Here is a 24,465-nt window from a genome sequence, read left to right as displayed (position 1 = left end):
GATATGAAACAAACGATATTGATCGTTGATGATGAAGACAGAATCAGAAAACTAGCTAAAATGTATCTCGAGCGTGAAGGTTTTGAGACAGTTGAAGCAAGTGATGGCGAAGCAGCATTAGAACTTGCTTTGAATCAGAATTTCCATTGTATATTACTTGATATTATGCTGCCAGGAATAGATGGTATTGAAGTGTGCAGGAGAATACGAGAAGAAAAAACGACACCGATTATTATGCTCACGGCAAAAGGTGAAGAGCATAATCGCGTTGAAGGTTTTGAAATTGGCGCCGATGATTATATCGTTAAACCTTTCTCACCACGTGAAGTAGTATTACGTGTAAAAGCAATTTTACGTCGTGCTCAACCGACAATGTATTTAAAGCAGGATTCACATGCGAAAGACTTAATTGTATTTGATTCTTTAGTGATTGATAATGATGCACATCGTGTTATGGCTGAAAATCAGGAAGTTAATTTGACACCAAAAGAATATGAATTACTATTATTTTTAGCTAAAAGTCCAGATAAAGTTTTCGACCGTGAACAATTACTGAAAGATGTTTGGCATTATGAGTTTTATGGAGATTTACGTACAGTAGATACACATGTAAAACGTCTTCGTGAAAAATTAAATAAAGTTTCACCAAAAGCTGCTGATATGATCCACACGGTATGGGGTGTTGGCTATAAGTTTGAGGTGAAAGAATAATGCGCTATTTTAATAGCGTAGTAATTAAACTGTGGTTAACTATTTTGTTTATAGTGACTGCAGTTTTAATTATATTATCTGTCTCTTTAATGGGTTTCTTTAATTCTTATTTGAAGAGCGAGTCAGGACATACGCTAAAGCAGCAAGCTGAGAAAGCCGAACTCGTATTAACGAGTCATCACGATCAAAGTGATGCATTAACTTATGTGAAAGAATTAATAGAAAATCCTGCCGGCATTATTATTGTTCAGAATAAATCTGATTTAGATGTTACATATGAAGATCCGTTAAAACAATTAATGGTCGATGAAATCAAGGAAAATGATGCATTCGATAAAGTTTTTGTTAAAGATGAATATGTCGTCAAGGATATTAAAGTAAATTATCAGGATAATAGACATGAGTTTATTCTGATTGGCTATCCTTCTCAAGCTTTTAATCATGAAGATAGCGGTATATTTATTTATCAAGATGCTAATTCTATGGATGATGCACAAAATTATATTACTTTCATTATTTTTATCGTGGCTATGTTATTACTGATACTCACTACAATCTTTGCATTTTTCTTATCCAATAAGATTACAAAACCATTGTTACAATTAAAGTCAGCTGCTTTTAATCTCGCAAGAGGTGAGCGTAATAATAAAATAGCTGTATATTCCAGAGATGAGATTGGTGAATTAGCACTTGCGTTTAATAAGATGGAACAGGAGATTACATTAAATATCAGTAAAATTTCACAGGAACGTAATTTAAGAGATCGCTTAATCAATGCAATGGAAGACGGCGTTTTAAGCTTTAATATGGATCTTGAAAAACAGCTGGAAAATCCGATGGCAGAGAAATTTTTAGATGATATTTCACAAGAAGACACAGATGTATTAAGTAAACTCGTGAATCAGGTAATGCAATCTGATGAAACAATATATCATGAAATTTCTACGTTTAATAAGCATTATGTACTCATCATCTCACCCGTCAAAAATACGACACAGGGACAAAATAATGGTGCTGTCGTAATTATTCGTGATATGAGTGAAGAGAAAAAGATAGATATGATGAAACAGCAGTTTATCGCAAATGTTTCTCATGAATTACGTACACCAATTCAAATGTTACAAGGGTATACTGAGGCAATATTAGATGGTATTGTGGTCGAAAAAGATGATGTTGATGAATTTTTAAATATTATTCTCGATGAATCTAAACGATTAAACAGATTGGTTAATGAATTAATAAATGTTGCGCGTATTGATGCCGGAGAAACAACGTTAAATAAAGAAATGATGGATATTTCGCCTTTACTTGAAAAAAATATTCAGAACTTTAAGCAGAGTGCTATTGAACATAAAACAACATTACAATTAGATTTACAGCATACAAAAGAGGTAGCAATTGATTATGATAAGATATTCCAGGTTATTACAAACCTTCTGGATAATGCAATGCGTTATACAAAGAGTGGAGACACTATAAAAATTTCAACATATAATGATTCTAGCAACCTGTATATCCAAATATCTGATACGGGTGTCGGTATCGCTAAAGAACATATCAATCATATATTTGAAAGATTTTATAAAGTAGATCAGGCAAGAACACGCGGTAAGCACGGTACTGGTTTAGGTTTATTTATCGTAAAAGCTATCATTGAAAAACATCATGGCGAAATTAATGTTGAAAGTGAGCAGGGTATTGGCACAACATTCACGATTTCAATTCCGTTAGTTGACACGGAGCAGTAGTTTGGTACAATGATTTATGGCAATAGCCAAAATACACATTCATCTTCGGGGTCGGTGAAATTCCGAGCCGGCGGTAAAAGCCCGCGACCTGCATTATGCAGCTGATTTGGTGTAATTCCAAAGCCGACAGTACAGTCTGGATGGGAGAAGATGGAGGTCAGAGTTTCGTCAAGTTAATTTGTCCTCCTGATTCAAAGATGAAGTAAGGAGAATTTATGACAAAATTGAATAGAACTAGAAGTCTGATACTGATCAGTTTATTAAGTGCAATTGCATTCATACTGATGTTTTTAAAAGTACCAGTACCTTTCTTACCACCGTATTTAACGATTGACATCAGTGATTTACCGGCAATTATTGCACTTTTTACTGTTGGACCTGTTGGTGCAGTACTAATTGAGTTCATTAAGAACATACTTAACTTCGTAATGAATATGACTGATCCTGTTGGTCCTGTTGCTAACTTTTTAGCAGGGACGTCGTTTATCATAATACTGTATGTTATTACAAAAGGAAGATTTAATAAGATAATACCAGCATTTATCAGTGCTACAATCGTAATGACGATTGTGATGAGTATTCTGAACTATTTCGTGTTATTACCAATGTATGGCATGATTATGAATTTGAATGATGTTGTCAAGAACATTCAGGTTATCGTAACAGCTGGTATTATTCCTTTTAATATTATTAAAGGATTATTACTGACAATTCTATTCTATATTATTGTTAGACCTTTAGTACCGTTACTTAAAAAACAGATGAAAATTAATGAGTAATCATTAATCGCATAAAACATAACTTGACAAAAAAGCTTGAAGTTCGATTTGAACTTCAAGCTTTTTAATATTATTATTCAAATTTAAGCGCGTCGCCATCGAATGATTCATCTGCAACTTTAATTGAATCAGTGGGACATCCTTCAAATGCATCGATCATATCTTCTTCTAATTCTTCCGGTATTTCCTGAGTTCCTTGGTTATCATCTAAAATAACATAGGCAATACCTTCATCATCATAATCATATATATCAGGTGCTGCTGCACCACAAGCACCGCAAGCGATACATGTATCCATATCAACGATCGTATATTTACCTGCCATATTTTTTCGCCTCCTCACACTTTCATGCTACACTAGTTATAACATACATAACTATTTTAGTGATAGTTAAGCACATTTTCAACAAAAATATTTCAGGGTGACAAAATGAAATCGATTAATCGTTATATAAAGTCGCATTACTTACCAGACAAATCAGTTAAAAGTTTATGGAAATTATTAATTGGTGCAAGAACTCAGCAAACTTATTTCGACGCAGTGATGCAGGATTTATTACCAGTTTATGAATTGTATCCAAATGTTTCATTTGAGGCTGTCACTCGACTCGTTCGTAATGATAGTGAGGAAAATATCAGTCTTAATAATAATCTCAAACTATATCCATATTTTTACTATGCAAGTGAGCTATCTTTTTCTTCATTTGTATTATTGCTTCAAACAGTTTCAGAATATCTCTATCATTCTTCAGACTATTTACCAAGTTCAAATCGTTTATTTATACAACAACATGTTAAGCAACTATTTACGAAAATTAAAAAAGAAGATCAATTTATTCAGTTAGCCCAGGAAGTTGATGATTTATCGCAGTATATCTTTAAATCAACTGGTAGCTGTTATTTTATACATTTTCTGCATGGTCATCAAATAAGACCTGATAGTTATGAACAATTATCTAAACAATTTAACTTAAGTATTGATGAGATAAAATCTCAAATGATCACCGAAAAGAATTTGATGCTTCATGCATTTAAGACGCGTGAATATAAGTTATTAAGTTATTTATATGTCAGAACGCCACTGCATATCAATACGAGTGATACGTATCAGCGATTAATTAATGGCGACTCAATAGATATGATTCAGCGAAATAAATCAGTAAGAATACATACGATACAGGATCATATTATTGAAATATTGATTAAAGACTATCCTCTGGATATTTCAAATCATCTATCAGAACAAGAATATATAACCATCAAAGAAATTATCGAAAACAATCGATACGGGAAACTAAAGACATTGTATGAAATTTCGCCGATAAAGGATTATTTCAAACTAAAAATCGCAATCGTAAAATATAAAATGGAGCAATGCAAATGAATGCAATCAATAAAATTTTACAAGAAACTTTTGGTATAGAAAGCTTACGAGAAAATCAAATTGAAATTGTTCAAAAGATTCTTGAGGGACATGATGTATTAGCGCTTCTTCCGACAGGTTCTGGGAAATCTCTAACTTTCCAATTGCCGATGCTGGTAAATAATAAAAAGACCATAGTCATATCGCCATTAATTGCATTAATGGAAGATCAGGTTATGCAGCTTAAACAAAAAAAGATCAAAGCATGCTGTATACATAGTCAGTTAGATGATATGGACAAACAATTATTACTATCTCGTATTGAGACATATGATTTTATATATTGTTCACCTGAATGGCTGGTTACAAATGGTCTGAATTATTTAAAGCACTATCGTTGCGAAGCAATTGTAATAGATGAGGCACATTGTATCTCTGAATGGGGGTATGAATTCCGCCCCCATTATTTGATGATTGATGAAATTGTGTCTTATTATGATGCACAGGTTATTGCATTAACCGCCACTGCAAATGATCAAGTGATATATGATATTCAGCACGTTATTAAAAGAGAATTAACAGTAATGGATTATTTAACGGAAAGAGAGAATATCTTTTTATCCGTAGTAAATACAAATGATGATGCAGACAAACTGTCCCTTATTTTAGAAACTTTAAAAGCATCTGCTGCAACTGTTATTTATTTTTCTTCAAAGAAACAAGTTGAATACGTGTATAGATATCTTTTAGAACAAGGTATAATGGTAGAACGCTATCATGCAGATATGCAATATGAAGAAAGAATGTCAGTACAACAACGCTTTATGAATGATGAAATACAGGTGATTTGTGCGACGAATGCATTTGGTATGGGTGTTAACAAATCAAATATTAGAACAGTAATACATTATCATATGCCTAAATCTATTTTTCAGTTTATTCAGGAGATAGGTAGAGGAGGGAGAGATGGTGAATTATCACAATCTATATTATTATATAGTCCAAATGATGAGATCCTTCCATACCGTCTTAATGAATTAAATGAATTGACGCATACTGAGATAGATTTATATTTTCAAGGTGCAGCACTAACTGAGGAAAAGCAGGAATTAATGAATATACTTTCAGCAAAGTATAACAGAGAAGAAATAATACGAAAAATTAGGCAACACCAGTATATGAAGCGAACAGCATTGACACAAATGATTGAATACATTAATGAAAAAAACTGTTTCACACAAAAATTAAATCAATCCAGTTTAAACAAACAAAATGTAAGAGATTTAAAAAGTATGGAGCATGATAATATATTAAAGTGTAAAAGTTGTGCGCAATGCAATGAACAAGTTAAAATCTCCTTTGAACAGCAAAGTTATCATGTTCAAAAAAAGTTCGGAAAAACGCTTCTAAATCAACTGTTTAATGATTTATATGTCTTTACTTAAGCAACATATTTTGTCTATAATAAATATGTATTATTAAAATATTAATTAAGTGGGTGGATATTGTGTCAAGAGATAATTTCAAAGATGAATTTGAAAAAAGTAAACAGAAAATTGAACGAGAAAGACAAGAATTGTCAGACCAAGATCAAGCTGTTGAAAATGAAGCAGTTAATGAAGATAAAGTGGATAGTGAACAAGTCAAAAAAACTGAATCAAATGAAATATTTCCACCACGCGGGGCTTCAAGAAGAAATCGTTCGCAGGAACGAAAAAATCGTGAAAAATCAATTCAACCCGATGAAAAAGTAACTTACGATGCGCAGACAGATAGAGATGCTGTTGAAACTAATGGAGAAGCGGTTAAAGAAAATAAAAAAAGAGACCGCTCAATTATCGCATCAGCTACAGGTGTTGGCGGAAGCGTAGTTGGAAATGTTGCTTCAAATAAAAGTGGAATTCATGGCAATAAAAATACAGCTCAGCAACAGACAGAAAAGGAAGTATCACAAAAAGAATCTAATAATAAGAAGAAAAAAGCTGCTGCAGGTGCAGCGGTAGTTGGTGCGGGTGCAACAGGTACTGTCGCAGCTGCAACATCAGCTAATAAAAAGCAGCATGACCATAAAGAGATTGAAGACAAAAAAGAAGATGATGGTAATGGAATGAAGAAGTATCTACCGTTTCTTGCAGCGATATTATTATTGATACCGATTATTTTCTTATTAAGTAACTTTATTAATAATCAGGATGAAGGTAAACCTAAAACAGAAGAAGTTGTTGTTAACAAAGGTAAAGAAAATAAAGATAAAACTGCAGCAACTAAATCAACAGAAGAAAAAGCATCAGAAGAAAAAGTGGCAGAAGAAAATAATAAAACGACGGAAGATGCTACGACAGAAAGTGCAGTCGCAGAGAATGAAAGTACTGAAGATACTGCTGCAAATTCAAATGATAGCAATACATCAACTAATAATAATGCAGCAACAACAAACAATAACGATGCATCAACAAACAATAGTAATTCAACTACAAATAACAATGCTGATAATACTTCTTCAAATAATACGGGAACAAATGGCGGTGCATCACATGTTGTTGGTGCAAAAGAAAATTTATATCGTATAGCAATTAAATATTATGGAAGTGGATCTCCGGAAAACGTTGAGAAAATCAGAAGAGCAAACGGCATTTCTGGTAACAATCTTTCTGCAGGTCAAACTTTAGTAATACCAGAATAACTATATACAAAGGGGATGGATTTATGTATTTAAAAACGATTATGATTCCGAAAGAAAAATGTTACGTAGCAAATCCAAATGATACGATTAAAAGTGTTTTGGATAAATTAGAACATCATGGAATTGATGGAATGCCTGTAGTAGAAGAAGGGAAATATATGGGTACAGCAACGCGATATGATATATTTAGACATTTCTTCTTTATGAAAACACCAAAATTACGTGATGAATTTATGGAACAAACTAAAATAGGAGAAATTCTTACTTTAGATGAATATAGTGTGAATGACACAACTTTCTTTGAAGAATCATTCTTAACATTACAGGATTTTCCGATTTTGAGTATTATTAATGACCGCAAAGAATTTTTAGGTGTTGTAACACGTTTTGATGTTATGGAACAATTTAAATCTGCATTTGGTATGAGTAAACCTGGTGTTCGTATCGCGATTACTTCTATTGATGCAGAAGGACGTATTAAACGTCTTGCTTCAGCTTTATCTAAATTTAAATTAAATGCCATTTCGTTTGTAACATTTGATGAAACAGACAAAATGCATCGCAGAATGATCGTTAAAGTTGAAGATCATAAAAATATCAAGAAGTTCACTAAATATTTAAAACAAAATGGATTTAAAGTATTAGATATTCAGGAAGATAATTAATAAAAGGGGACTCTTTAGCCGGAGTCTCTTTTTTTCGGAAGGTGAAACGAGTGATTAAGATTGAAAGTATTATTATTGGCGCAGGTCCATGTGGGTTATCTGCAAGTATCGAACAGAAAAAAGCAGGCATTGAAAATATCGTCATTGAAAAAGGAAATGTGGTTGAAGCAATCTATAATTATCCAACACATCAAACTTTCTTCTCAACAAGTGAAAAGTTAGGCATCGGTGATGTACCCTTTATTGTAGAAGAGCATAAACCGAAAAGAAACCAAGCGTTAGTATATTATCGCGAAGTGGTGAAGCATCATGATTTAACAATACATGCGAATGAAGAGGTAATCAAAGTTGAAAAGCTTCATGATCGTTTTATCGTAAGTACGAGTAGAGCAACGTATGAATGTTCATATCTTACAGTTGCGACTGGTTATTATGGACAGCATAATACACTTGATGTTCCAGGGAGTGATCTGCCAAAAGTGCACCATTATTTTAAGGAGGCACATCCATATTTTGATCAGGATGTATTGATCATTGGTGGAAAGAATTCAGCGATAGATGCTGCACTAGAACTTGAGAAAGCGGGTGCTCGCGTTACTGCAGTGTATAGAGGAAGAACGTATTCTAAAAGTGTAAAACCATGGATATTACCGCTCTATGAATCTCTTGTTAATCATGAGAAAATCAAATTATATTTTGAAAGTCATGTAACAAACATCGATGAATCAACAGTTTCAATTAGTACGCCGGACGGTGAAATCAATATAAAAAACGATACAGTGTTTGCGATGATTGGTTATCATCCGGATTATGAATTCTTAGCATCTATGGGTATTGAGCTTGTGACAAATGAATATGGCACTGCGCCATTTTACGATCGTGCAACAATGGAAACAAATGTCGAAAATCTGTATATAGCGGGTGTTATTGCAGCAGGTAATGATGCCAATACAATATTTATCGAGAATGGAAAATTTCATGGTGGCATGATTGTTGATAGCATTTTAACTAAAAAGTCAAAATAAAAATAGGACAGTGATGTCCTATTTTTATTTGCTGAAATAAGAATTTAATGCTTCCTGGTCTAAATTATTGCTTAAAGCTATCAAAAGTTTAAGTCTTGCTTTCTGGCCGTTTAATCCATTCGAAAAAATAAGTCCTTTTTCTTTTAATTCATAACCGCCACCCTCATAGTGGTATGTATTACTTGCTATGCCGTTAAAACAGCGAGATACGAGTACTACTGGAATTTCTGCATCAATCAGTTTATTGATGCCGGCTAAACTAGAAGGCGGTAAATTTCCCTGTCCGAGTGCTTCGATTACTAAACCATCGTAGTTTTGCTCTACAAAGAATGAAAGTAATGCTTCATCAAGATCACTATGTGCTTTGATTAATCCAACTTTTTTTGTTTCATCTACTTTTACGAGTGGATGATTCAATATTGGTAAGTGATGGAAATAAACATTATTTTTAGTGACGATACCGAGCGGTCCGTAATTTGGACTCTGGAAGGTACTCGTATTAGATGTGTGTGTTTTAGTGACGTTAGTGGCACTATGAATTTCATCGTTAAATACAACTAATACGCCTTTATTTTGACTTGCTTCATGACAAGCGACTTTTATTGCAGAAATATAATTATATAATCCATCTGATCCAATTTCATTTGAAGAGCGCATTGCACCAGTTAATATGACCGGAATACTTACATTCAGTGTTAAGTCCAGGAAATATGCAGTTTCTTCTAAAGTATCTGTTCCATGCGTGATCACGATACCATCATAATTCTCATTATAGATTTCCTGAATAATTTTCTTTCTAAGTTCATTCATATGTTGAATGGTGATATGTGGTGAGGGCACTTGGAAAGGGTGGATTTCAGTAATATTGGCATAAGCGTCTAACTGGATATTCGACATCGGATTGACTTCGTTTGTTGTAACGTATCCTTCCGCATTTTCTGACATACTGATTGTACCACCAGTATGCATCACAAGAATATTTTTCATATTTATCCTCCAAATATACAACGTATAACTACTATGATAAAATAATTAAGATTAAACGACAAGGTAGGTAATAAGATGAAAAAGATAAATATTGCAGTGGATGGTCCTGCTGCAGCTGGTAAAAGTACCATTGCAAAACTTGTCGCATCTGAACTTGGCATGGTTTATGTCGATACAGGTGCGATGTATCGTGCTATAACACTTGCACATTTAGCACAACCTGAAGTAGATTTTGAAACACTTGTCCAAAATATAAATTTAAAAATTGTCAATGATAATGGTCAAAAAATTTATTTAAATGGAGAAGATGTTTCAGAACGCATTCGAGAAAATGATGTAACTTTAAATGTAAGTCATGTTGCAAGTCAAAAAGCTGTAAGAGAGAAACTTGTGGGTATACAGCAGGAGATGACAGCCGCAAAGGGTGTTGTGATGGATGGTCGTGATATCGGTACGCATGTTATCCCAGATGCGGAACTTAAGGTATATATGATAGCGTCTGTAACTGAACGTGCTGAAAGAAGACTAATAGACAATCAGCAACGAGGCATTGAAGCAAATTTCGAAGATCTCGTTAAAGATATAGAACGACGTGATCATCTCGACATGACACGCGAAATTTCACCTCTAGTGAAGGCAAATGATGCGATCGAGATTGATACAACTGGCATGACGATTGAAACGGTGAAAGATAACATCATTACATTAGCACGTGAAATTATTGAGAATTAAAGCGAATTTCTTGACTTTATCGTCAATTTATAAGAAGTTTATTATAAGCTATAAGCTGTAAACTTTGAGGAGGCGTCCCTAATGACAGAAGAATTTAACGAAAACATGATTTTAGAAATTAATGAAGGTGACAAAGTAAAAGGCACTGTTCAATCAATTGAAGAGAAACATGTTGTATTACAATTAGATGGTGCTAAATATGATGGAATCATTCCAATCAGTCAATTATCAAGCTTACGCGTTGAGAATGCGGAAGATGTTGTAAAAGTTGGCGATGAAATTGAAGCATATGTGACTAAGATTGAAGACAAAGAAGAAGATGGTCACTACATTTTATCTAAACGTAAATTAGATGAATCTGAATCGTTTGAAACCTTACAACAAAAGTTTGAGAATGGAGAAACTTTAGAAGCTGAAGTTAAAGAAGCTGTTAAAGGTGGATTAGTTGTAGATGTTGGTTTACGTGGATTCATCCCGGCATCATTAATTTCTACAAGCTATATTGAAGATTTCTCTGATTATGTTGGAAAAGTATTAACATTAAAAATTGAAGAATTAGATCAAGAAAAAAATAGAGTAATCTTAAATCATAAAGTGATTGAAGCTGAACAAAACAAAGCTTTAAAATCAGAACGTCTACAAAATCTAGAAGAAGGTGCAGTGGTTGAAGGTGAAGTGCTTCGCATGACAAATTTCGGTGCTTTCGTTGATATTGGCGATGTAGATGGTTTAGTTCATATTTCTCAAATTACACATGACCATATTGATAAAGTAGAAGATGCATTATCAGTAGGTGATAAAGTAAAAGTTAAAATTTTAAGTGTTGATCCAGAAAATGAACGTGTGTCATTATCAATTAAAGCTGCTTTACCTGGGCCATTTGAAACAATTGATGAAAAATTCAAAGTTGGAGATGTGGTTGAAGGTGAAGTAATGCGTTTAGCGAACTTCGGTGCATTTGTTGAGATTGACAAAGGTTTACAAGGTCTTGTTCATATTTCACAAATTAGCCATGAACATATCGGAAATCCAAATGAAGTATTAGAAGCTGGTCAAAAAGTTAAAGTTAAAATCTTAGATATTAATAAAGATGAAAAACGTATTGGATTATCAATTAAAGCAACTGAAGAACAAACTGAAGACTTTGATACTTCTTATTTAAATAATCAAACTACAACGGATGAAGACGCACCAACTTTAGGTGATGTTTTCGGAGATAAATTTAAAGGTTTAAATTTATAATTTAGTTTTTACATGTCGATATGTATACAGATAATACTGTATGCATATCGGCATTTTTTATATCGATTTGATAAACACACTTTCTGTGTTAAAATAGAACAGATATTATTTGAGAGGAAGAACAAAATTGACAAAACCAACAATAGCGATTGTAGGCCGAGCGAATGTCGGCAAATCTACAATCTTCAATAGGATTATAGGAGAGCGTGTCTCAATCGTAGAAGATACGCCGGGGATTACGAGAGATAGAATATATTCAAGTGGTGAATGGTTAACACATGAATTCAATATCATTGATACTGGTGGTATAGAACTTGGCGATGAACCTTTTCAGGAACAAATTCGTGCGCAGGCAGAGATTGCCATTGATGAAGCAGATGTCATTATTTTTATGGTTAATGGTCGTGACGGCATTACGATTGAAGATGAATTTGTAGCGAAATTATTATTCAAATCAAGTAAACCAGTCGTACTTGCAGTGAATAAAATTGATAATCCAGAAATGCGTACTGATATTTATGAGTTTTATTCTTTAGGATTTGGAGAACCTTTCCCGATTTCTGGTTCACACGGATTAGGAATTGGTGATTTACTGGATGAAGCTAGTAAACATTTCCCTGAACAACCTGAAGAGGAATATGATGATAATGTCATTAAATTCTCTTTAATTGGTCGTCCAAATGTAGGTAAATCTAGTTTAATAAATGCAATATTAGGTGAAGAACGTGTAATCGTGTCACCTATTGCAGGAACAACAAGGGATGCAATTGACACGGTTTATACATTTGAAGATCAGGAATACGTTATGATTGACACTGCTGGTATGCGTAAAAAAGGTAAAGTATATGAAACGACTGAACGTTATTCTGTATTACGTGCATTAAAGGCAATCGAAAGATCAAATGTTGTATTAGTAGTGCTTGATGCTGATACTGGAATTATCGAACAGGATAAGAAAATTGCAGGTTATGCACATGAAGCGGGGAAAGCAGTAGTCATTGTTGTAAATAAATGGGATACAGTTGAAAAAGATTCTAAAACGATGAAGAAATTTGAAGATAAAGTGAGAGAGAACTTCCAATTTTTAGATTATGCGCGTATTGCGTTCGTTTCTGCACTTGAAGGTAAACGATTAAAAACATTATTCCCATTCATCAATGAAGCAGGTGAAAATCACCGTAAACGTGTTCAAAGTAGTACTTTAAATGAAGTTATAACAGATGCTGTTGCGATGAATCCAACGCCAACACATAATGGCAGTCGATTAAATATATTCTATTCAACACAAGTTGCTATCGAACCACCGACATTTGTTGTTTTTGTAAATGATGTAGAAATGATGCATTTCTCATATAAACGATTCCTTGAAAATAGAATAAGAGCAGCATTTGGATTTGAGGGCACACCAGTTCATATTATTGCCCGCAAACGAAACTAAGGGGTGTAATTAATGACAAACGTTTCTGTAATTGGTACCGGAAGCTGGGGTACTGCACTAGCAAATGTCCTCGCTGATAACGGTCATAATTGTCTGATGTGGGGTAAAACTGAAGCGACAATTAATGAATTAAATGAACAACATACGAATCATAAATATTTACCTGCGGCACAATTGAATAAATCTTTAAAAGCAACAACTAATTTGAAACAAGCAGTGCGACATGCTGAAATATTAATTTTGGCTGTTCCGACAAAAGCGATACGTTCTGTAACGATTCAAATCAATGATGTAAGTGAAGCGCCAAAAATAATCATACATGTTTCCAAGGGAATCGAACCTTTAACTTTTAAACGTATCTCTGAAATGATTGAAGAGGAAATGGATACTGCGCTATTAAAAGGTGTAGGTGTATTAAGTGGGCCTAGTCATGCGGAGGAAGTAGCTATAAAACAACCAACAACGGTAGCAGTTGCATCAAAAGATATATCTGTTGCTCGAATCGCACAGGATTTATTTATGAATGAATATTTCAGAGTCTACACTAATGATGATTTGATCGGTGTAGAAATCGGCGGTGCCTTAAAAAATATTATTGCATTAGCAGCAGGTATTACAGATGGTTTAGGTTATGGTGATAATGCTAAAGCTGCACTTATGACACGTGGTTTAGCTGAAATTACGAGACTTGGTACTAAGATGGGTGCAGATCCAATGACATTTTTAGGTTTAGCCGGAATTGGAGATTTAATTGTAACGTGTACATCAGTACATTCACGTAACTGGAAGTGTGGGAACATGCTTGGTAAAGGAGCAACGTTAGATGAGGCATTAGCTCAGATGGGGATGGTTGTTGAAGGTGTTAGAACTACGGATGCAGCTTACGAAATGTCTAAAGCCTTTAATGTTGAAATGCCGATAACTTCTGCGCTCTATAAATTATTATTTGAAGGATTAGATGTTAATACTGGTGTCATGGAACTCATGAGCCGAGAAAAAAAGAATGAATAGAGGGAAATTATGTTCAATATATCTAAAATGGACCTAATGTGGGTTTCTTTTTATTCATTAGGCCTTATGTTACTTGCTATGATGTTAATTTACGTAGCGCGTTTTAAAGTAAAAAATAAAATTTTAAATGTAATTGTTACCGGCTTAGCTTATATTGCGCTCATTATAAGTGCATTACTCATGTTTGTTGTGTTAGGTGGGTCGAGCCATGGGTAAAAGAATTATTGGATTATTGCTTGTAGTATCATTTATCTTATCAGGTTGTATGTATCCGAAAGAAGAACTTGCTCAAAATCAAGTAGCGCCTGAAGATCAGTTAAAAATGGTACAAAGTGCTGTCGATAGCTATCAAAAAGATAGTGGAGGTTTATTACCAATTAAAGAACGAGATATGTCCTACGAAATTTACTTAAAACATCCTGTAGACTTTGAAAAATTAAAACCAAAATATTTATCTCAGTTACCAGGAAGTTCTTTTGAAATGGGAGGCTACTATCAATACGTTTTAATGGATGTAGAAAAAAATCCTACTGTTAAATTAATCGACTTAAGAACTTCTGAAGCTTTGAAAAATTTAAGGATACGACTTGAGACAAAATCAGATATGCTCGCTTTAGGCAAAAAAATTGGACCAAACCTTTATAAGATAGACTATAAAAAATATGGACTAAAAAAGTATCCGACAGTAAAAAGTCCATATAGTGATGAAAGTCTACCGATATATATTAATGGTGGTAATGAATTTAAAATCGATTATACGATTGATCTTGGTAAAAAGATTAATGAAAATCATCTTAAGTTAAAGAAAGGTACAGATATCAGATACATTCTTTACAAAGATTCTCCAGTATTACCAGCATATTCTGTTCCATATACAATAAATGAGAAAAATGAACCAATTTTCAGAACAGTACAGCATTAAAATGAAAAATTTATTCATTTTTTTGTATTAATCGTTGCAGTGACAACGTTTATTATGTTAAAGTCATTACAGAATGATACTTTCGTATCATTTACATAACCTTTGGGGAGGTGAATTGACGTGAATAAAACAGACTTAATCAATGCGGTTTCAGAAAGTGCTAACTTAACTAAAAAAGAAGCAGGTTTAGCTGTTGATGCTGTTTTTGAATCAATTCAAAAATCATTATCAAATGGTGAGAAAGTACAATTAATCGGTTTTGGTAACTTTGAAGTTCGTGAACGTGCTGCTCGTAAGGGTCGTAACCCACAAACAGGTAAAGAAATCGATATTCCAGCTAGTAAAGTCCCAGCATTTAAAGCTGGTAAAGCATTAAAAGACGCAGTTAAATAATTGTGTTATAAAAAGCCCGAATAGGGCTTTTTATTTTTTTCCTAATCGGTTTAATCTTGTTTAAATTTTCTAATATTAAGTTATAATAGAAAAAGAATAAACGATAGAGGTAAAGACGATGAGCTTTTATGAAAGATTCCTAAACGATATTGACCAATTAAAGAAGCGATATCCCTTTTTCGAAATGATACAAGTCAACCAGGATATATTAGCACAAACGAAATTGTTAGATCTTGATGATCAGACGAAATGTGCGATACTTGCGATTGACACAAGTATGCGCATGCAGGATATGGTGGATGATAGCAATAAAGATCGATATGTGCTCTCAACCGATTTATTAAGTGCATTATTCTATCGTTATTTAGCATCACCTTTCCAACAAACGCAATATCAGGTACTTACTGAATGTGTTGCAAGACAAAATGAACTTAAGCAACAATATTCGCAGTCAAATGATCCTACAGTGAAAGAAAAAATCGATAATATTTTTGTAATGCCTTTTATGGCTTAACTATACATAGATGAAAGTGGTGGCTTAAATGTCAAAACCAATGACAAGCGAAGAAAAAACTGAAATGGTACATAACGTCTTTCAAAACGTTTCAACAAAATATGATAAATTAAATGACATTATTAGTTTCAATCAACATAAAGCTTGGCGTAAATATACGATGAAGCAAATGAAAGTAAAAAAAGGGTCGAAAGCTTTAGATGTTTGTTGCGGTACAGGTGACTGGACGATACAGATGGCTAATGCGGTTGGACCAGACGGTCACGTAACCGGGCTTGATTTTAGTGAGAATATGCTGGAAGTAGCGAAGAAGAAAGTAAAGGGCTATGACAATATAGAACTAATTCATGGTAATGCGATGGATATGCCTTTTGAAGATAATCAATTTGATTATGTAACCATTGGATTTGGTTTAAGAAACTTACCGGACTTTGAAAAAGGATTGGCAGAAATTTATCGTGTCTTAAAACCAGGTGGCATGATTGTGATTTTAGAAACAAGTCATCCAACCATGCCTGTTTTTAAAGAAGGATATACATTGTATTTCAAATACGTTATGCCATTGTTCGGAAAAGTATTTGCAAAATCAATGAAAGAATATAGCTGGTTACAACAATCAGCTTTTGATTTCCCAGATAAATATACATTAGCAAAATTAATGGCAGGTGTGGGTTTTACCCATATTAAATTTAAAGGATTTACTGGTGGCGTAAGTGCGATGCATAAAGCTTACAAACCTAAGAAATAATAAAAGAAATGGATGGTTGCAATGAGTTATAAGTCATATTTAAAACCACATATCACAAGAGTTGAAGCACATTTAAATCGAGTTATCCATAGCAACTCAAATGTGATACAACAGGCAAGTATGCATACATTGCAATCAGGTGGCAAACGCGTCAGACCGATGTTTGTCTTACTAACGGGTCTGATGGGTGATGATAAATATTATGAAAATCTATTAAATACTGCTGTAAGCTTAGAATTAATTCATATGGCAAGTTTAGTTCATGATGACTATATTGACAATAGTGATAAACGTCGCGGCGTAATGAGTGTGCATACTGCATTTGATAAAGATATTGCACTTCGAACAGGTCACTTTTTACTGGCAAAAGCATTAACAAATATTAGTGATATTAATCAAACAGATTTTCATAAAGTATTTAGTCAGACCATTCTGGAAGTATGTTTCGGAGAGTTTGATCAGATGGCAGATCGATTCCAATATCCAATATCATTTACACAATATTTACGTCGTATTAATCGTAAAACTGCGATATTAATTGAAGCCAGTTGTGTACTTGGTGCGATAAGTACTTATGTTGAACGATCATCATTATTTCATATTCGCAAATTTGGGCATTATATCGGCATGAGCTATCAGATTATAGATGATATGTTGGATTATACAAGTGATGAAATAACATTAGGTAAGCCAGTTGCTAGCGATATTCGTAACGGACATATCACATATCCATTAATGGCAGCTATAAATAATAAAGATAATCCTGAAAGATTAAAGTTAGAACAAATTATCATCAATCTGGAAAATAAACAAAACGAAGCGATATTTGAATTCATTATCATCAATGTTAGAACTTATGGCATTGAAGCTACGAAACGCTTAAGTAAACAGTATGCGGAGAAAGCAAAATATCATTTAAATCAATTACCAGATAGCGAAGAAAAAAAGCATCTTCTGGAAATACATGAAAAAATGCTTTACCGTGTATATTAGGAATTGAAAGAAATCGCTTACAATGATAAAATATTCTAGGCTACACAAAAAACAATGAGGTAGGGATAAATAATGGAAAAAACTTTCTTAATGATTAAACCTGATGGCGTAGGACGAGGACTTGTTGGAGAAATCGTAAAACGCATCGAAAACAAAGGGATTAAAATTGTAGGTGCTAAATTAATGACAGTGTCTGAAGATTTAGCAAAGACACATTATGGTGAACATAGTGAAAAACCTTTCTTCGGAGAATTAGTTGATTTCATTACTTCTGGACCAGTTTTTGCAATGGTTTTAGAAGGGGAGAATGTAGTGGAAATTGGACGTACATTAGTTGGTAAAACTAATCCTGCTGAAAGTGCACCAGGAACAATTCGTGGTGACTATGGTATGACAGTTGGTAAAAATATTATCCACGGTTCTGATTCAGTAGCATCAGCGGAAAAAGAAATCGCATTATGGTTCAAACAAGAAGAAATTATAGATTACAACTTAGTTACATCTGCTTGGGTGTACTAATTCATAAGATAGACAGTTATCATTTTGATGACTGTCTTTTTTTATTTGGATTTAAATATAATACATTGGAGAAACAAGCATATATTTGATAAGATTTAGTAATGATAAATATTAAGGAGCGATTATTTTGAGATTTTTAACAGCGGGAGAATCACATGGTCCTAAACTCACAGTCATTATAGAAGGTATGCCTTCTAACATGCAGCTTACAAGCGATAAGATCAATCAGGAATTATTTAAACGTCAAGGTGGTTATGGCCGAGGTAGACGTATGCAGATTGAAAAAGATACTGTAGAGATAACTTCTGGTGTGAGGCACGGTGTTACACTTGGCTCACCGATTACTTTAGAGATTACAAATGATGATCATAAACATTGGTTGAAAGTGATGGGTGTAGATCCAAAAGATGATACAGAACCTGTAAAACGTGTTATAACCAAACCACGTCCAGGACATGCTGATTTAGTAGGCGGCATGAAATATCGCCATCGTGATCTCCGTAATGTGTTAGAACGTTCTAGTGCACGTGAAACGGCTGCGCGTGTTGCAGTAGGTGCTGTCTGCAAAGTGTTATTGAGTCAGCTGGGTATTGATATATTTTCACGTGTCGTTGAAATTGGTGGTGCTAGAGATAATAACGATTATCCAATTCATACGATTAAAGAAAATAATGATAATAATGATGTGCGTTGTATAGATGACAATGTTGCACAACAGATGCGAGATACAATCGATCAGGCAAAATCAAATGGGGATTCTATCGGCGGTGAAGTACAGGTTATTGTAGAGAACGTTCCAGCTGGTTTAGGAAGCTATGTGCATTATGACCGTAAATTAGATGGTAAAGTGGCACAATCTGTTATTAGCATTAATGCATTTAAAGCAGTGTCATTTGGTGCAGGCTATGATATGAAGCATTTACCCGGTAGTCAAGTGCAGGATCCCATTGGTTATAATAAGTCAGGATATTATCGCTTATCTAATCAGCTTGGAGGATTTGAAGGCGGGATGACCAATGGCATGCCAATTATCGTTAATGCTGTAATGAAGCCTATTCCAACACTATACAAACCGCTTGATTCAGTCGATATTAATACAAAGGAAGTATATAAAGCTTCTATAGAACGCAGTGATAGCTGTGCTGTGCCGGCAGCATCAATTGTTTGTGAACATGCTGTTGCTTTTGAGATTGCGAAAGAAATACTAGATGAGTTTCAATCCAATGATTTAGCTCAATTACAGGATAATATTGAACGTCACAAAACTTATATTAAGGAGTTCTAGATGAAACTCATAACAAATTATCAGGTGGACCAAAAGGCGAAAAATTATGAGATTATTGTTTCAGAAAATGCATTGGAACTGGAATATGATCTAAATCATTATCACAAATGTTATGCATTAATTGATACTTATGTGTATCGTCTTCACAAAGCAAAGATAGATGCATTCATGAAAAGATATGATATTGATAAAATGTTGATTCCTTCAGGTGAAGCTGTAAAGACGATGTATCATTTTAATACAATGATAGAACTATTACTTGAAAAAAATATTAAACGTAATGATTGCTTGATTGCTATCGGTGGAGGGGCTACTGGAGATTTTACAGGCTATGTTGCTGCAAGTTTATTACGTGGTATCTCGTTCATTCAGGTACCTACTACGATCTTAGCTCATGATGCTGCAATTGGAGGAAAGACAGGAATAAATTCTAAACATGGCAAGAATTTAATCGGTGCATTTAAACGACCTGATGGAGTGATATATGATATTTCTTTTTTGAATACTTTAAATGATGCTGAGCTTTTAAGTGGGTTTGCTGAAATCTTGAAGCACGTATTATTGAATGGCAATTACAAAGTAAATCAGATAAGTGATATCGTAAATGATGATTTATCAAGATTAATGCAGGTATTTAATAAACCGGACGACTTAAAAGATATGCTTAAAATACAAACATGGCTTACTTATGGCATTCAAACAAAACTGAATATCGTAGAGCGTGATGAGTTAGAAAGTGGCGTACGTAAATATTTAAACTTTGGACATACGTTAGGACATGCTTTAGAATTTTCGCACAAATTGCCACATGGTATTGCTGTTATACATGGGATGATGTATGCACTTATTTTAAGTGGATATGAAGAAAATGTAATCGAAAAGTTTTATCATTGGCTGATTCAGCTAGGGTTTCCAGAAGTAGAAGTGAAATCATTTGAACATTATTACGCACTGCTCAGTAAAGATAAGAAAAATGAAACTGAAAGTATTAGTTTTGTTGTCATGAAACAACGACAAGGTCATTTAGAAGATGTGTTTTATTTGAAATCATTTGAATACGGCACATTGAAAAAGTCTTTTGAGCGCTGGGTTACTGTATTAAGGAGTTGTTATGGTGAAAAGTAAAGGATTAACAGGCGAGATAAAAGTACCTGGCGATAAGTCAATCACACATCGCGCAATTATCTTAGGTAGTTTATCGGAAGGAAAAATGAAAATCATAGACCCTTTATTAGGTGAAGATTGTTTGAGTACGATTAATATTTTCCGAAAGTTAGGCGTGGATATTCGGGTTAATGAAGTAAATAAAGAAATAATAATTAACGCGCAAGGTTATCGTAATTTTGTTGAGCCTACACAAGTGCTGGACACTGGTAATTCAGGCACAACGACACGGTTATTGTCTGGTGTACTTGCGGGGCTGCCATTTATGTCTGTGATGAGTGGTGATGATTCAATAGCGAAAAGACCGATGGATCGTGTCATTGAACCGTTGCGTTTAATGGGTGTGGATATTACTGGTAGTCAAAATAATAGTCGTACACCACTTGTTATCAATAGCATGAATAATATTGCTAATATTAATGGGATAACATATGATATGCAGGTTAAAAGTGCTCAAGTAAAGTCAGCGATATTATTTGCAGGTTTGTATGCAAAAAGCGATGTTATGTTAAAAGAACAGGTGACTTCACGTAACCACACAGAACTCATGTTTCAACAGTTTGGCATTGAGGTTGAGAAGCAAGATGATTATATCCACTTACCAGCGCATTCCATAGATAATTTAGTAACTACTGATGTACAAGTACCTGGTGATATTTCTTCTGCTGCATTCTTTATCGTAGCCGGTTTAATCATTCCCGGAAGTCATATTGTCATCAGAAATGTCGGAACAAATATGACACGTTCTGGTATTATTGAAGTTGTACAGGCAATGGGTGGACAAATTTCTTTAAAATCTGTTTCTGACGGCGCGGAACCGATATGCGATATAGAGGTGAAATATACAGCCCAGTTAAATGCAACAGATGTTTATGGGGATATGATCCCAACATTAATTGATGAGATACCGATTATTGCATTATTGATGACACAGGCGCGTGGTAGAAGTATGATACGTGATGCAGAAGAATTGAAGGTAAAGGAAACGAACAGAATAGACAAGGTAGTTGAAAGTTTGAATCAGCTCGGTTATCATTTAGAAGCTACTGATGATGGTATGATAATTTATGGGCATGAAAAAGAATCGATGCTAAACACGCGATTTTCATCTTTTAATGATCATCGTATTGGTATGCTGCTTGCAATTGCGAATTTATTAGAAAATGAAGATATTGAAATTGATCATTTTGAAGCAGTTAATATATCGTATCCATCATTTATGGATGATTTAAGAACACTACAAGGAGGAAAATAATGGATATTTATCAGATCATTGACCAGATTCATCTGCAAAATTTGGACAATCTGTACGAATCAATTGACGGAGCACTATTTACTGATGATCATGACGCTTTATTTCAACTCGGGGATACATTATTGCAATATGGCCTTAATCCACAAGGATTGAAGGTGTTCGCAAGATTATTTGAGCTGTATCCTGATGAACCAGATGTTATGGCTTATTATATTGAATGTTTAATTGATGATAATCAACATGATAAGGCGATAGAGGTACTACATAATACACCACTAACTGTAGAACGTTTAATGTTAGAAGCTGATATCTATCAACAGCAGGATATGCTTGAAGTAGCGATTGAAAAAGTGAAACAGGCATATACGATGTCCAGTGAGGATCCAATTATAAGTTTTGCACTTGCTGAACTCTATTATTTTGACGGTCAATATTTACCGGCAGCACGAAGTTATGAATATTTGTTAAATAATGGAATTGACCGTGTCAATAATGTTAATATTCAATCTCGCTTAGCTGATTGTGTCTTACAATCAGGTGACTATGAAGAAGCGGTAGAACATTATGAAAAAATAGATGACAAGGATATGCTAAGTGATGATTATTTCAAGATGGCGATCAGTTATCAGAAAGCAGATCGTATAGAACGCAGTATTCAAACATTGCAAACCTTATTAGATAAAGATCCGGATTATATGCAGGCTTATTTATTACTCGTAAACTTGTTAGAAAGCGAACGTAAATACAATGATGCAATCATTGTAGGACAAAAAGGTTTAAGTTTAAATGAGTTTTATAAAGAGTTGCTTGTTGATACAGGACGCATCATGATTAAGATGCATAATGAAAAGGGGGTTGAATATTTAATTCAGGCGTTAACAATAGATCCATCATATGTTGAAGCATCATTATTACTTGCTGATTACTATAGAGAAGAAGAAGCATATGAAGATCTTGTGAAATTATTTGCATATATAGACGAAGAAGATTTAGATCCAACAGTGATGTGGCATCTGGCTTTTAGTTATCAGCAATTAGAAAAAGATACAGAAGCGAAACATTTTTATGCCGAAAGCTATAATGTGCTAAAAGATAATACACAATTCTTAACGGATTATTATAACTATGCACGTGAGATTGCAGATGTAAAACTTGCCGAACAATTGTATGCGTTAATACTTCAAATCGACCCGAATGCGGATATTGATGCTTAATGAATTACAATATCATTGATGAACGTAGTGGATTCATAAAGTATTTACTCAATCAATATGAAATTCATGATAAAAATACGGTGTGGTTACTTAATTTAATTAAAGATAAACCAAATATTTTAGAACATATACAATTTAAAAAAACGACCCAACTAAAAGATCAGTTAATCATTTTTAATCATTTTAAAGTACATTTGATATTAAGTCATGGTATTTATACTGATAGTGATGTTATTTTCCATTATCTACTAAATAACAAAAAACAGTTATACGTTAATATATTATTTAGTGATTTGAAATACGATATTATATGTCAGCAGGAGTTAATGTATCAAATTGATTTCCTGGTGATGGATGAAAACGATTTAAACATTGATTATATTGAAATGAAAATAGATTTGTATGAAATATTCACAAATCCTAAGTTATTTAGTTATTTGATTGAACAGATTAACTACGCAATAGAAGACACTTTACTTACAAAAAATCAGATCCGTTTTGCAATGCTTACGCAATTAAAAATTGATTTAGAGGGGAAAAGAAAACATGTTATTTAATCATCAGGATCTAAAAACTTTGCAGGATCAACTTGAATATATCGACACTGCAATTATTCCGGTTGTACCGGTGGATTACTCAAAACATTTGATGGACATCGCTGATCATTATGAAATGATTCAATATGTAACGATGGGAGTAGAACAACAATTTAAAGGTCGTCTGTTAGTAGTACCACCTATTCAGCTCATAGATGATATTAAAATCCTTGATACTATCGAATCACAATTACAAACATTCGGATTTAAAAACCTGGTATTTGTGATACCACAAAAATTTAATCTTGAAAAAGAAAATGTACATAAAATAAATATTTTACCATTAGAAACATTAGATCATGAAATGAAACAGGAGTTCGTACAAGAGAACATCAAATCATTGATGAAATCAATTATTATTTTATGGAATAAATAATGACAATTTTATTACATAATTTGTGACATCTTATTGACCAAGCCACCTTAATAAGCTAAAATTGATATGTCCTAGTATATTTTATATAAAAGAATCGCGTTA

27 protein-coding genes and 1 riboswitch are annotated in these 24,465 nt (G+C 33.7%); of the genes, 25 read left to right on the top strand and 2 right to left on the bottom strand.

What is annotated here, in order from left to right; translation table 11 throughout:
- Positions 1-3: 3 nt before the first annotated feature.
- From BHU61_RS04890 to BHU61_RS04880, 3 genes are all read left to right on the top strand, one after another.
- The gene (locus BHU61_RS04890; protein WP_111715052.1) at positions 4-711 is read left to right on the top strand and encodes a response regulator transcription factor; all 708 of its coding nucleotides are present in this window, start codon (positions 4-6) and stop codon (positions 709-711) included.
- On the top strand, positions 711-2,459 hold the full coding sequence (locus BHU61_RS04885; RefSeq protein WP_111715050.1) for an ATP-binding protein: 1,749 nt from the start codon (positions 711-713) through the stop codon (positions 2,457-2,459). Before BHU61_RS04890 ends, BHU61_RS04885 begins: the two co-directional genes overlap by 1 nt.
- A gap of 37 nt (positions 2,460-2,496) precedes the next feature.
- Positions 2,497-2,615, top strand: a riboswitch (FMN riboswitch).
- Between the two features lie 59 nt (positions 2,616-2,674).
- A complete protein-coding gene (locus BHU61_RS04880; protein ID WP_111715049.1) occupies positions 2,675-3,238 on the top strand; it encodes an ECF transporter S component in 564 nt (187 codons plus the stop codon).
- Positions 3,239-3,311: 73 nt separating this feature from the next.
- On the opposite strand, the gene BHU61_RS04875 is transcribed toward BHU61_RS04880, so the two are convergent.
- Positions 3,312-3,563, bottom strand: a complete 252-nt coding sequence (locus tag BHU61_RS04875) for a ferredoxin (RefSeq protein ID WP_099578285.1) — start codon at positions 3,561-3,563, stop codon at positions 3,312-3,314.
- Positions 3,564-3,668: 105 nt separating this feature from the next.
- Here BHU61_RS04875 and BHU61_RS04870 point away from each other — a divergent pair, with 105 nt between their 5' ends.
- The 5 genes from BHU61_RS04870 (at position 3,669) to BHU61_RS04850 (ending at position 8,974) form a co-directional block, all read left to right on the top strand.
- Complete coding sequence (locus BHU61_RS04870) at positions 3,669-4,622, top strand: helix-turn-helix domain-containing protein (protein ID WP_111715047.1); 954 nt, start codon at positions 3,669-3,671, stop codon at positions 4,620-4,622.
- The gene (locus tag BHU61_RS04865; protein WP_170122454.1) at positions 4,619-6,046 is read left to right on the top strand and encodes a RecQ family ATP-dependent DNA helicase; all 1,428 of its coding nucleotides are present in this window, start codon (positions 4,619-4,621) and stop codon (positions 6,044-6,046) included. The genes BHU61_RS04870 and BHU61_RS04865 overlap by 4 nt, the downstream gene beginning before the upstream one ends.
- A 62-nt stretch (positions 6,047-6,108) precedes the next feature.
- Complete coding sequence (locus BHU61_RS04860; RefSeq protein ID WP_111715044.1) at positions 6,109-7,284, top strand: LysM peptidoglycan-binding domain-containing protein; 1,176 nt, start codon at positions 6,109-6,111, stop codon at positions 7,282-7,284.
- Positions 7,285-7,307: 23 nt separating this feature from the next.
- A complete protein-coding gene (locus BHU61_RS04855; RefSeq protein ID WP_111715043.1) occupies positions 7,308-7,949 on the top strand; it encodes a CBS domain-containing protein in 642 nt (213 codons plus the stop codon).
- Positions 7,950-7,999: 50 nt separating this feature from the next.
- Positions 8,000-8,974 carry a YpdA family putative bacillithiol disulfide reductase gene (locus tag BHU61_RS04850; RefSeq protein WP_111715041.1) on the top strand — a complete coding sequence of 325 codons (975 nt, stop codon included), beginning with the start codon at positions 8,000-8,002 and terminating at the stop codon, positions 8,972-8,974.
- Between the two features lie 24 nt (positions 8,975-8,998).
- Here the strand turns inward: BHU61_RS04850 and BHU61_RS04845 are convergent, their stop codons facing one another.
- Positions 8,999-9,961 (bottom strand): asparaginase, encoded by a 963-nt coding sequence (locus BHU61_RS04845; protein ID WP_111715039.1) that lies wholly within the window; start codon positions 9,959-9,961, stop codon positions 8,999-9,001.
- A gap of 75 nt (positions 9,962-10,036) precedes the next feature.
- Between BHU61_RS04845 and cmk the strand changes: the two genes are divergently transcribed.
- From cmk to BHU61_RS04760, 17 genes are all read left to right on the top strand, one after another.
- Positions 10,037-10,693, top strand: coding sequence for a (d)CMP kinase (gene cmk / locus BHU61_RS04840; protein ID WP_111715038.1), 657 nt, complete (start codon positions 10,037-10,039; stop codon positions 10,691-10,693).
- Positions 10,694-10,774: 81 nt separating this feature from the next.
- Positions 10,775-11,935: a 30S ribosomal protein S1 gene (rpsA, locus tag BHU61_RS04835; protein ID WP_111715036.1), complete on the top strand. Its 1,161-nt coding sequence runs from the start codon at positions 10,775-10,777 to the stop codon at positions 11,933-11,935.
- A 127-nt stretch (positions 11,936-12,062) separates the two neighbouring features.
- A complete protein-coding gene (der, locus tag BHU61_RS04830) occupies positions 12,063-13,373 on the top strand; it encodes a ribosome biogenesis GTPase Der (protein ID WP_096076440.1) in 1,311 nt (436 codons plus the stop codon).
- 12 nt (positions 13,374-13,385) lie between these two features.
- A complete protein-coding gene (locus BHU61_RS04825; RefSeq protein ID WP_111715034.1) occupies positions 13,386-14,384 on the top strand; it encodes an NAD(P)H-dependent glycerol-3-phosphate dehydrogenase in 999 nt (332 codons plus the stop codon).
- Positions 14,385-14,393: 9 nt separating this feature from the next.
- Entirely contained in the window at positions 14,394-14,600 is a 207-nt protein-coding gene (locus BHU61_RS04820) for a DUF2768 family protein (protein ID WP_099578261.1), read from the top strand.
- Positions 14,593-15,306: a hypothetical protein gene (locus tag BHU61_RS04815; RefSeq protein WP_111715033.1), complete on the top strand. Its 714-nt coding sequence runs from the start codon at positions 14,593-14,595 to the stop codon at positions 15,304-15,306. Before BHU61_RS04820 ends, BHU61_RS04815 begins: the two co-directional genes overlap by 8 nt.
- A 120-nt stretch (positions 15,307-15,426) precedes the next feature.
- The gene (locus tag BHU61_RS04810) at positions 15,427-15,699 is read left to right on the top strand and encodes an HU family DNA-binding protein (protein ID WP_096076444.1); all 273 of its coding nucleotides are present in this window, start codon (positions 15,427-15,429) and stop codon (positions 15,697-15,699) included.
- Between the two features lie 118 nt (positions 15,700-15,817).
- Entirely contained in the window at positions 15,818-16,213 is a 396-nt protein-coding gene (locus BHU61_RS04805; RefSeq protein ID WP_111715031.1) for a hypothetical protein, read from the top strand.
- A 40-nt stretch (positions 16,214-16,253) separates the two neighbouring features.
- Entirely contained in the window at positions 16,254-16,961 is a 708-nt protein-coding gene (locus BHU61_RS04800) for a demethylmenaquinone methyltransferase (RefSeq protein WP_111715533.1), read from the top strand.
- Between the two features lie 21 nt (positions 16,962-16,982).
- Positions 16,983-17,954 carry a hexaprenyl-diphosphate synthase large subunit gene (gene hexs-b / locus BHU61_RS04795; RefSeq protein ID WP_242444218.1) on the top strand — a complete coding sequence of 324 codons (972 nt, stop codon included), beginning with the start codon at positions 16,983-16,985 and terminating at the stop codon, positions 17,952-17,954.
- 72 nt (positions 17,955-18,026) lie between these two features.
- Entirely contained in the window at positions 18,027-18,473 is a 447-nt protein-coding gene (gene ndk, locus BHU61_RS04790) for a nucleoside-diphosphate kinase (RefSeq protein WP_111715028.1), read from the top strand.
- A gap of 127 nt (positions 18,474-18,600) precedes the next feature.
- Positions 18,601-19,758 carry a chorismate synthase gene (gene aroC, locus BHU61_RS04785; protein ID WP_111715027.1) on the top strand — a complete coding sequence of 386 codons (1,158 nt, stop codon included), beginning with the start codon at positions 18,601-18,603 and terminating at the stop codon, positions 19,756-19,758.
- Positions 19,759-20,883: a 3-dehydroquinate synthase gene (locus tag BHU61_RS04780; RefSeq protein WP_111715025.1), complete on the top strand. Its 1,125-nt coding sequence runs from the start codon at positions 19,759-19,761 to the stop codon at positions 20,881-20,883.
- Positions 20,870-22,177 carry a 3-phosphoshikimate 1-carboxyvinyltransferase gene (aroA, locus tag BHU61_RS04775; RefSeq protein ID WP_111715024.1) on the top strand — a complete coding sequence of 436 codons (1,308 nt, stop codon included), beginning with the start codon at positions 20,870-20,872 and terminating at the stop codon, positions 22,175-22,177. Before BHU61_RS04780 ends, aroA begins: the two co-directional genes overlap by 14 nt.
- Positions 22,177-23,391 (top strand): tetratricopeptide repeat protein, encoded by a 1,215-nt coding sequence (locus BHU61_RS04770; RefSeq protein WP_111715022.1) that lies wholly within the window; start codon positions 22,177-22,179, stop codon positions 23,389-23,391. The genes aroA and BHU61_RS04770 overlap by 1 nt, the downstream gene beginning before the upstream one ends.
- Positions 23,391-23,948, top strand: a complete 558-nt coding sequence (locus BHU61_RS04765; RefSeq protein ID WP_111715020.1) for a YpiB family protein — start codon at positions 23,391-23,393, stop codon at positions 23,946-23,948. Before BHU61_RS04770 ends, BHU61_RS04765 begins: the two co-directional genes overlap by 1 nt.
- The gene (locus BHU61_RS04760; protein ID WP_111715018.1) at positions 23,938-24,363 is read left to right on the top strand and encodes a DUF2487 family protein; all 426 of its coding nucleotides are present in this window, start codon (positions 23,938-23,940) and stop codon (positions 24,361-24,363) included. Before BHU61_RS04765 ends, BHU61_RS04760 begins: the two co-directional genes overlap by 11 nt.
- Positions 24,364-24,465 lie beyond the last annotated feature (102 nt).

The sequence above is a fragment of the Macrococcus epidermidis genome, from assembly GCF_003259695.1.
GTDB lineage: Bacteria > Bacillota > Bacilli > Staphylococcales > Staphylococcaceae > Macrococcoides > Macrococcoides epidermidis.
This window is presented reverse-complemented; position numbering and strand designations above follow the sequence as displayed.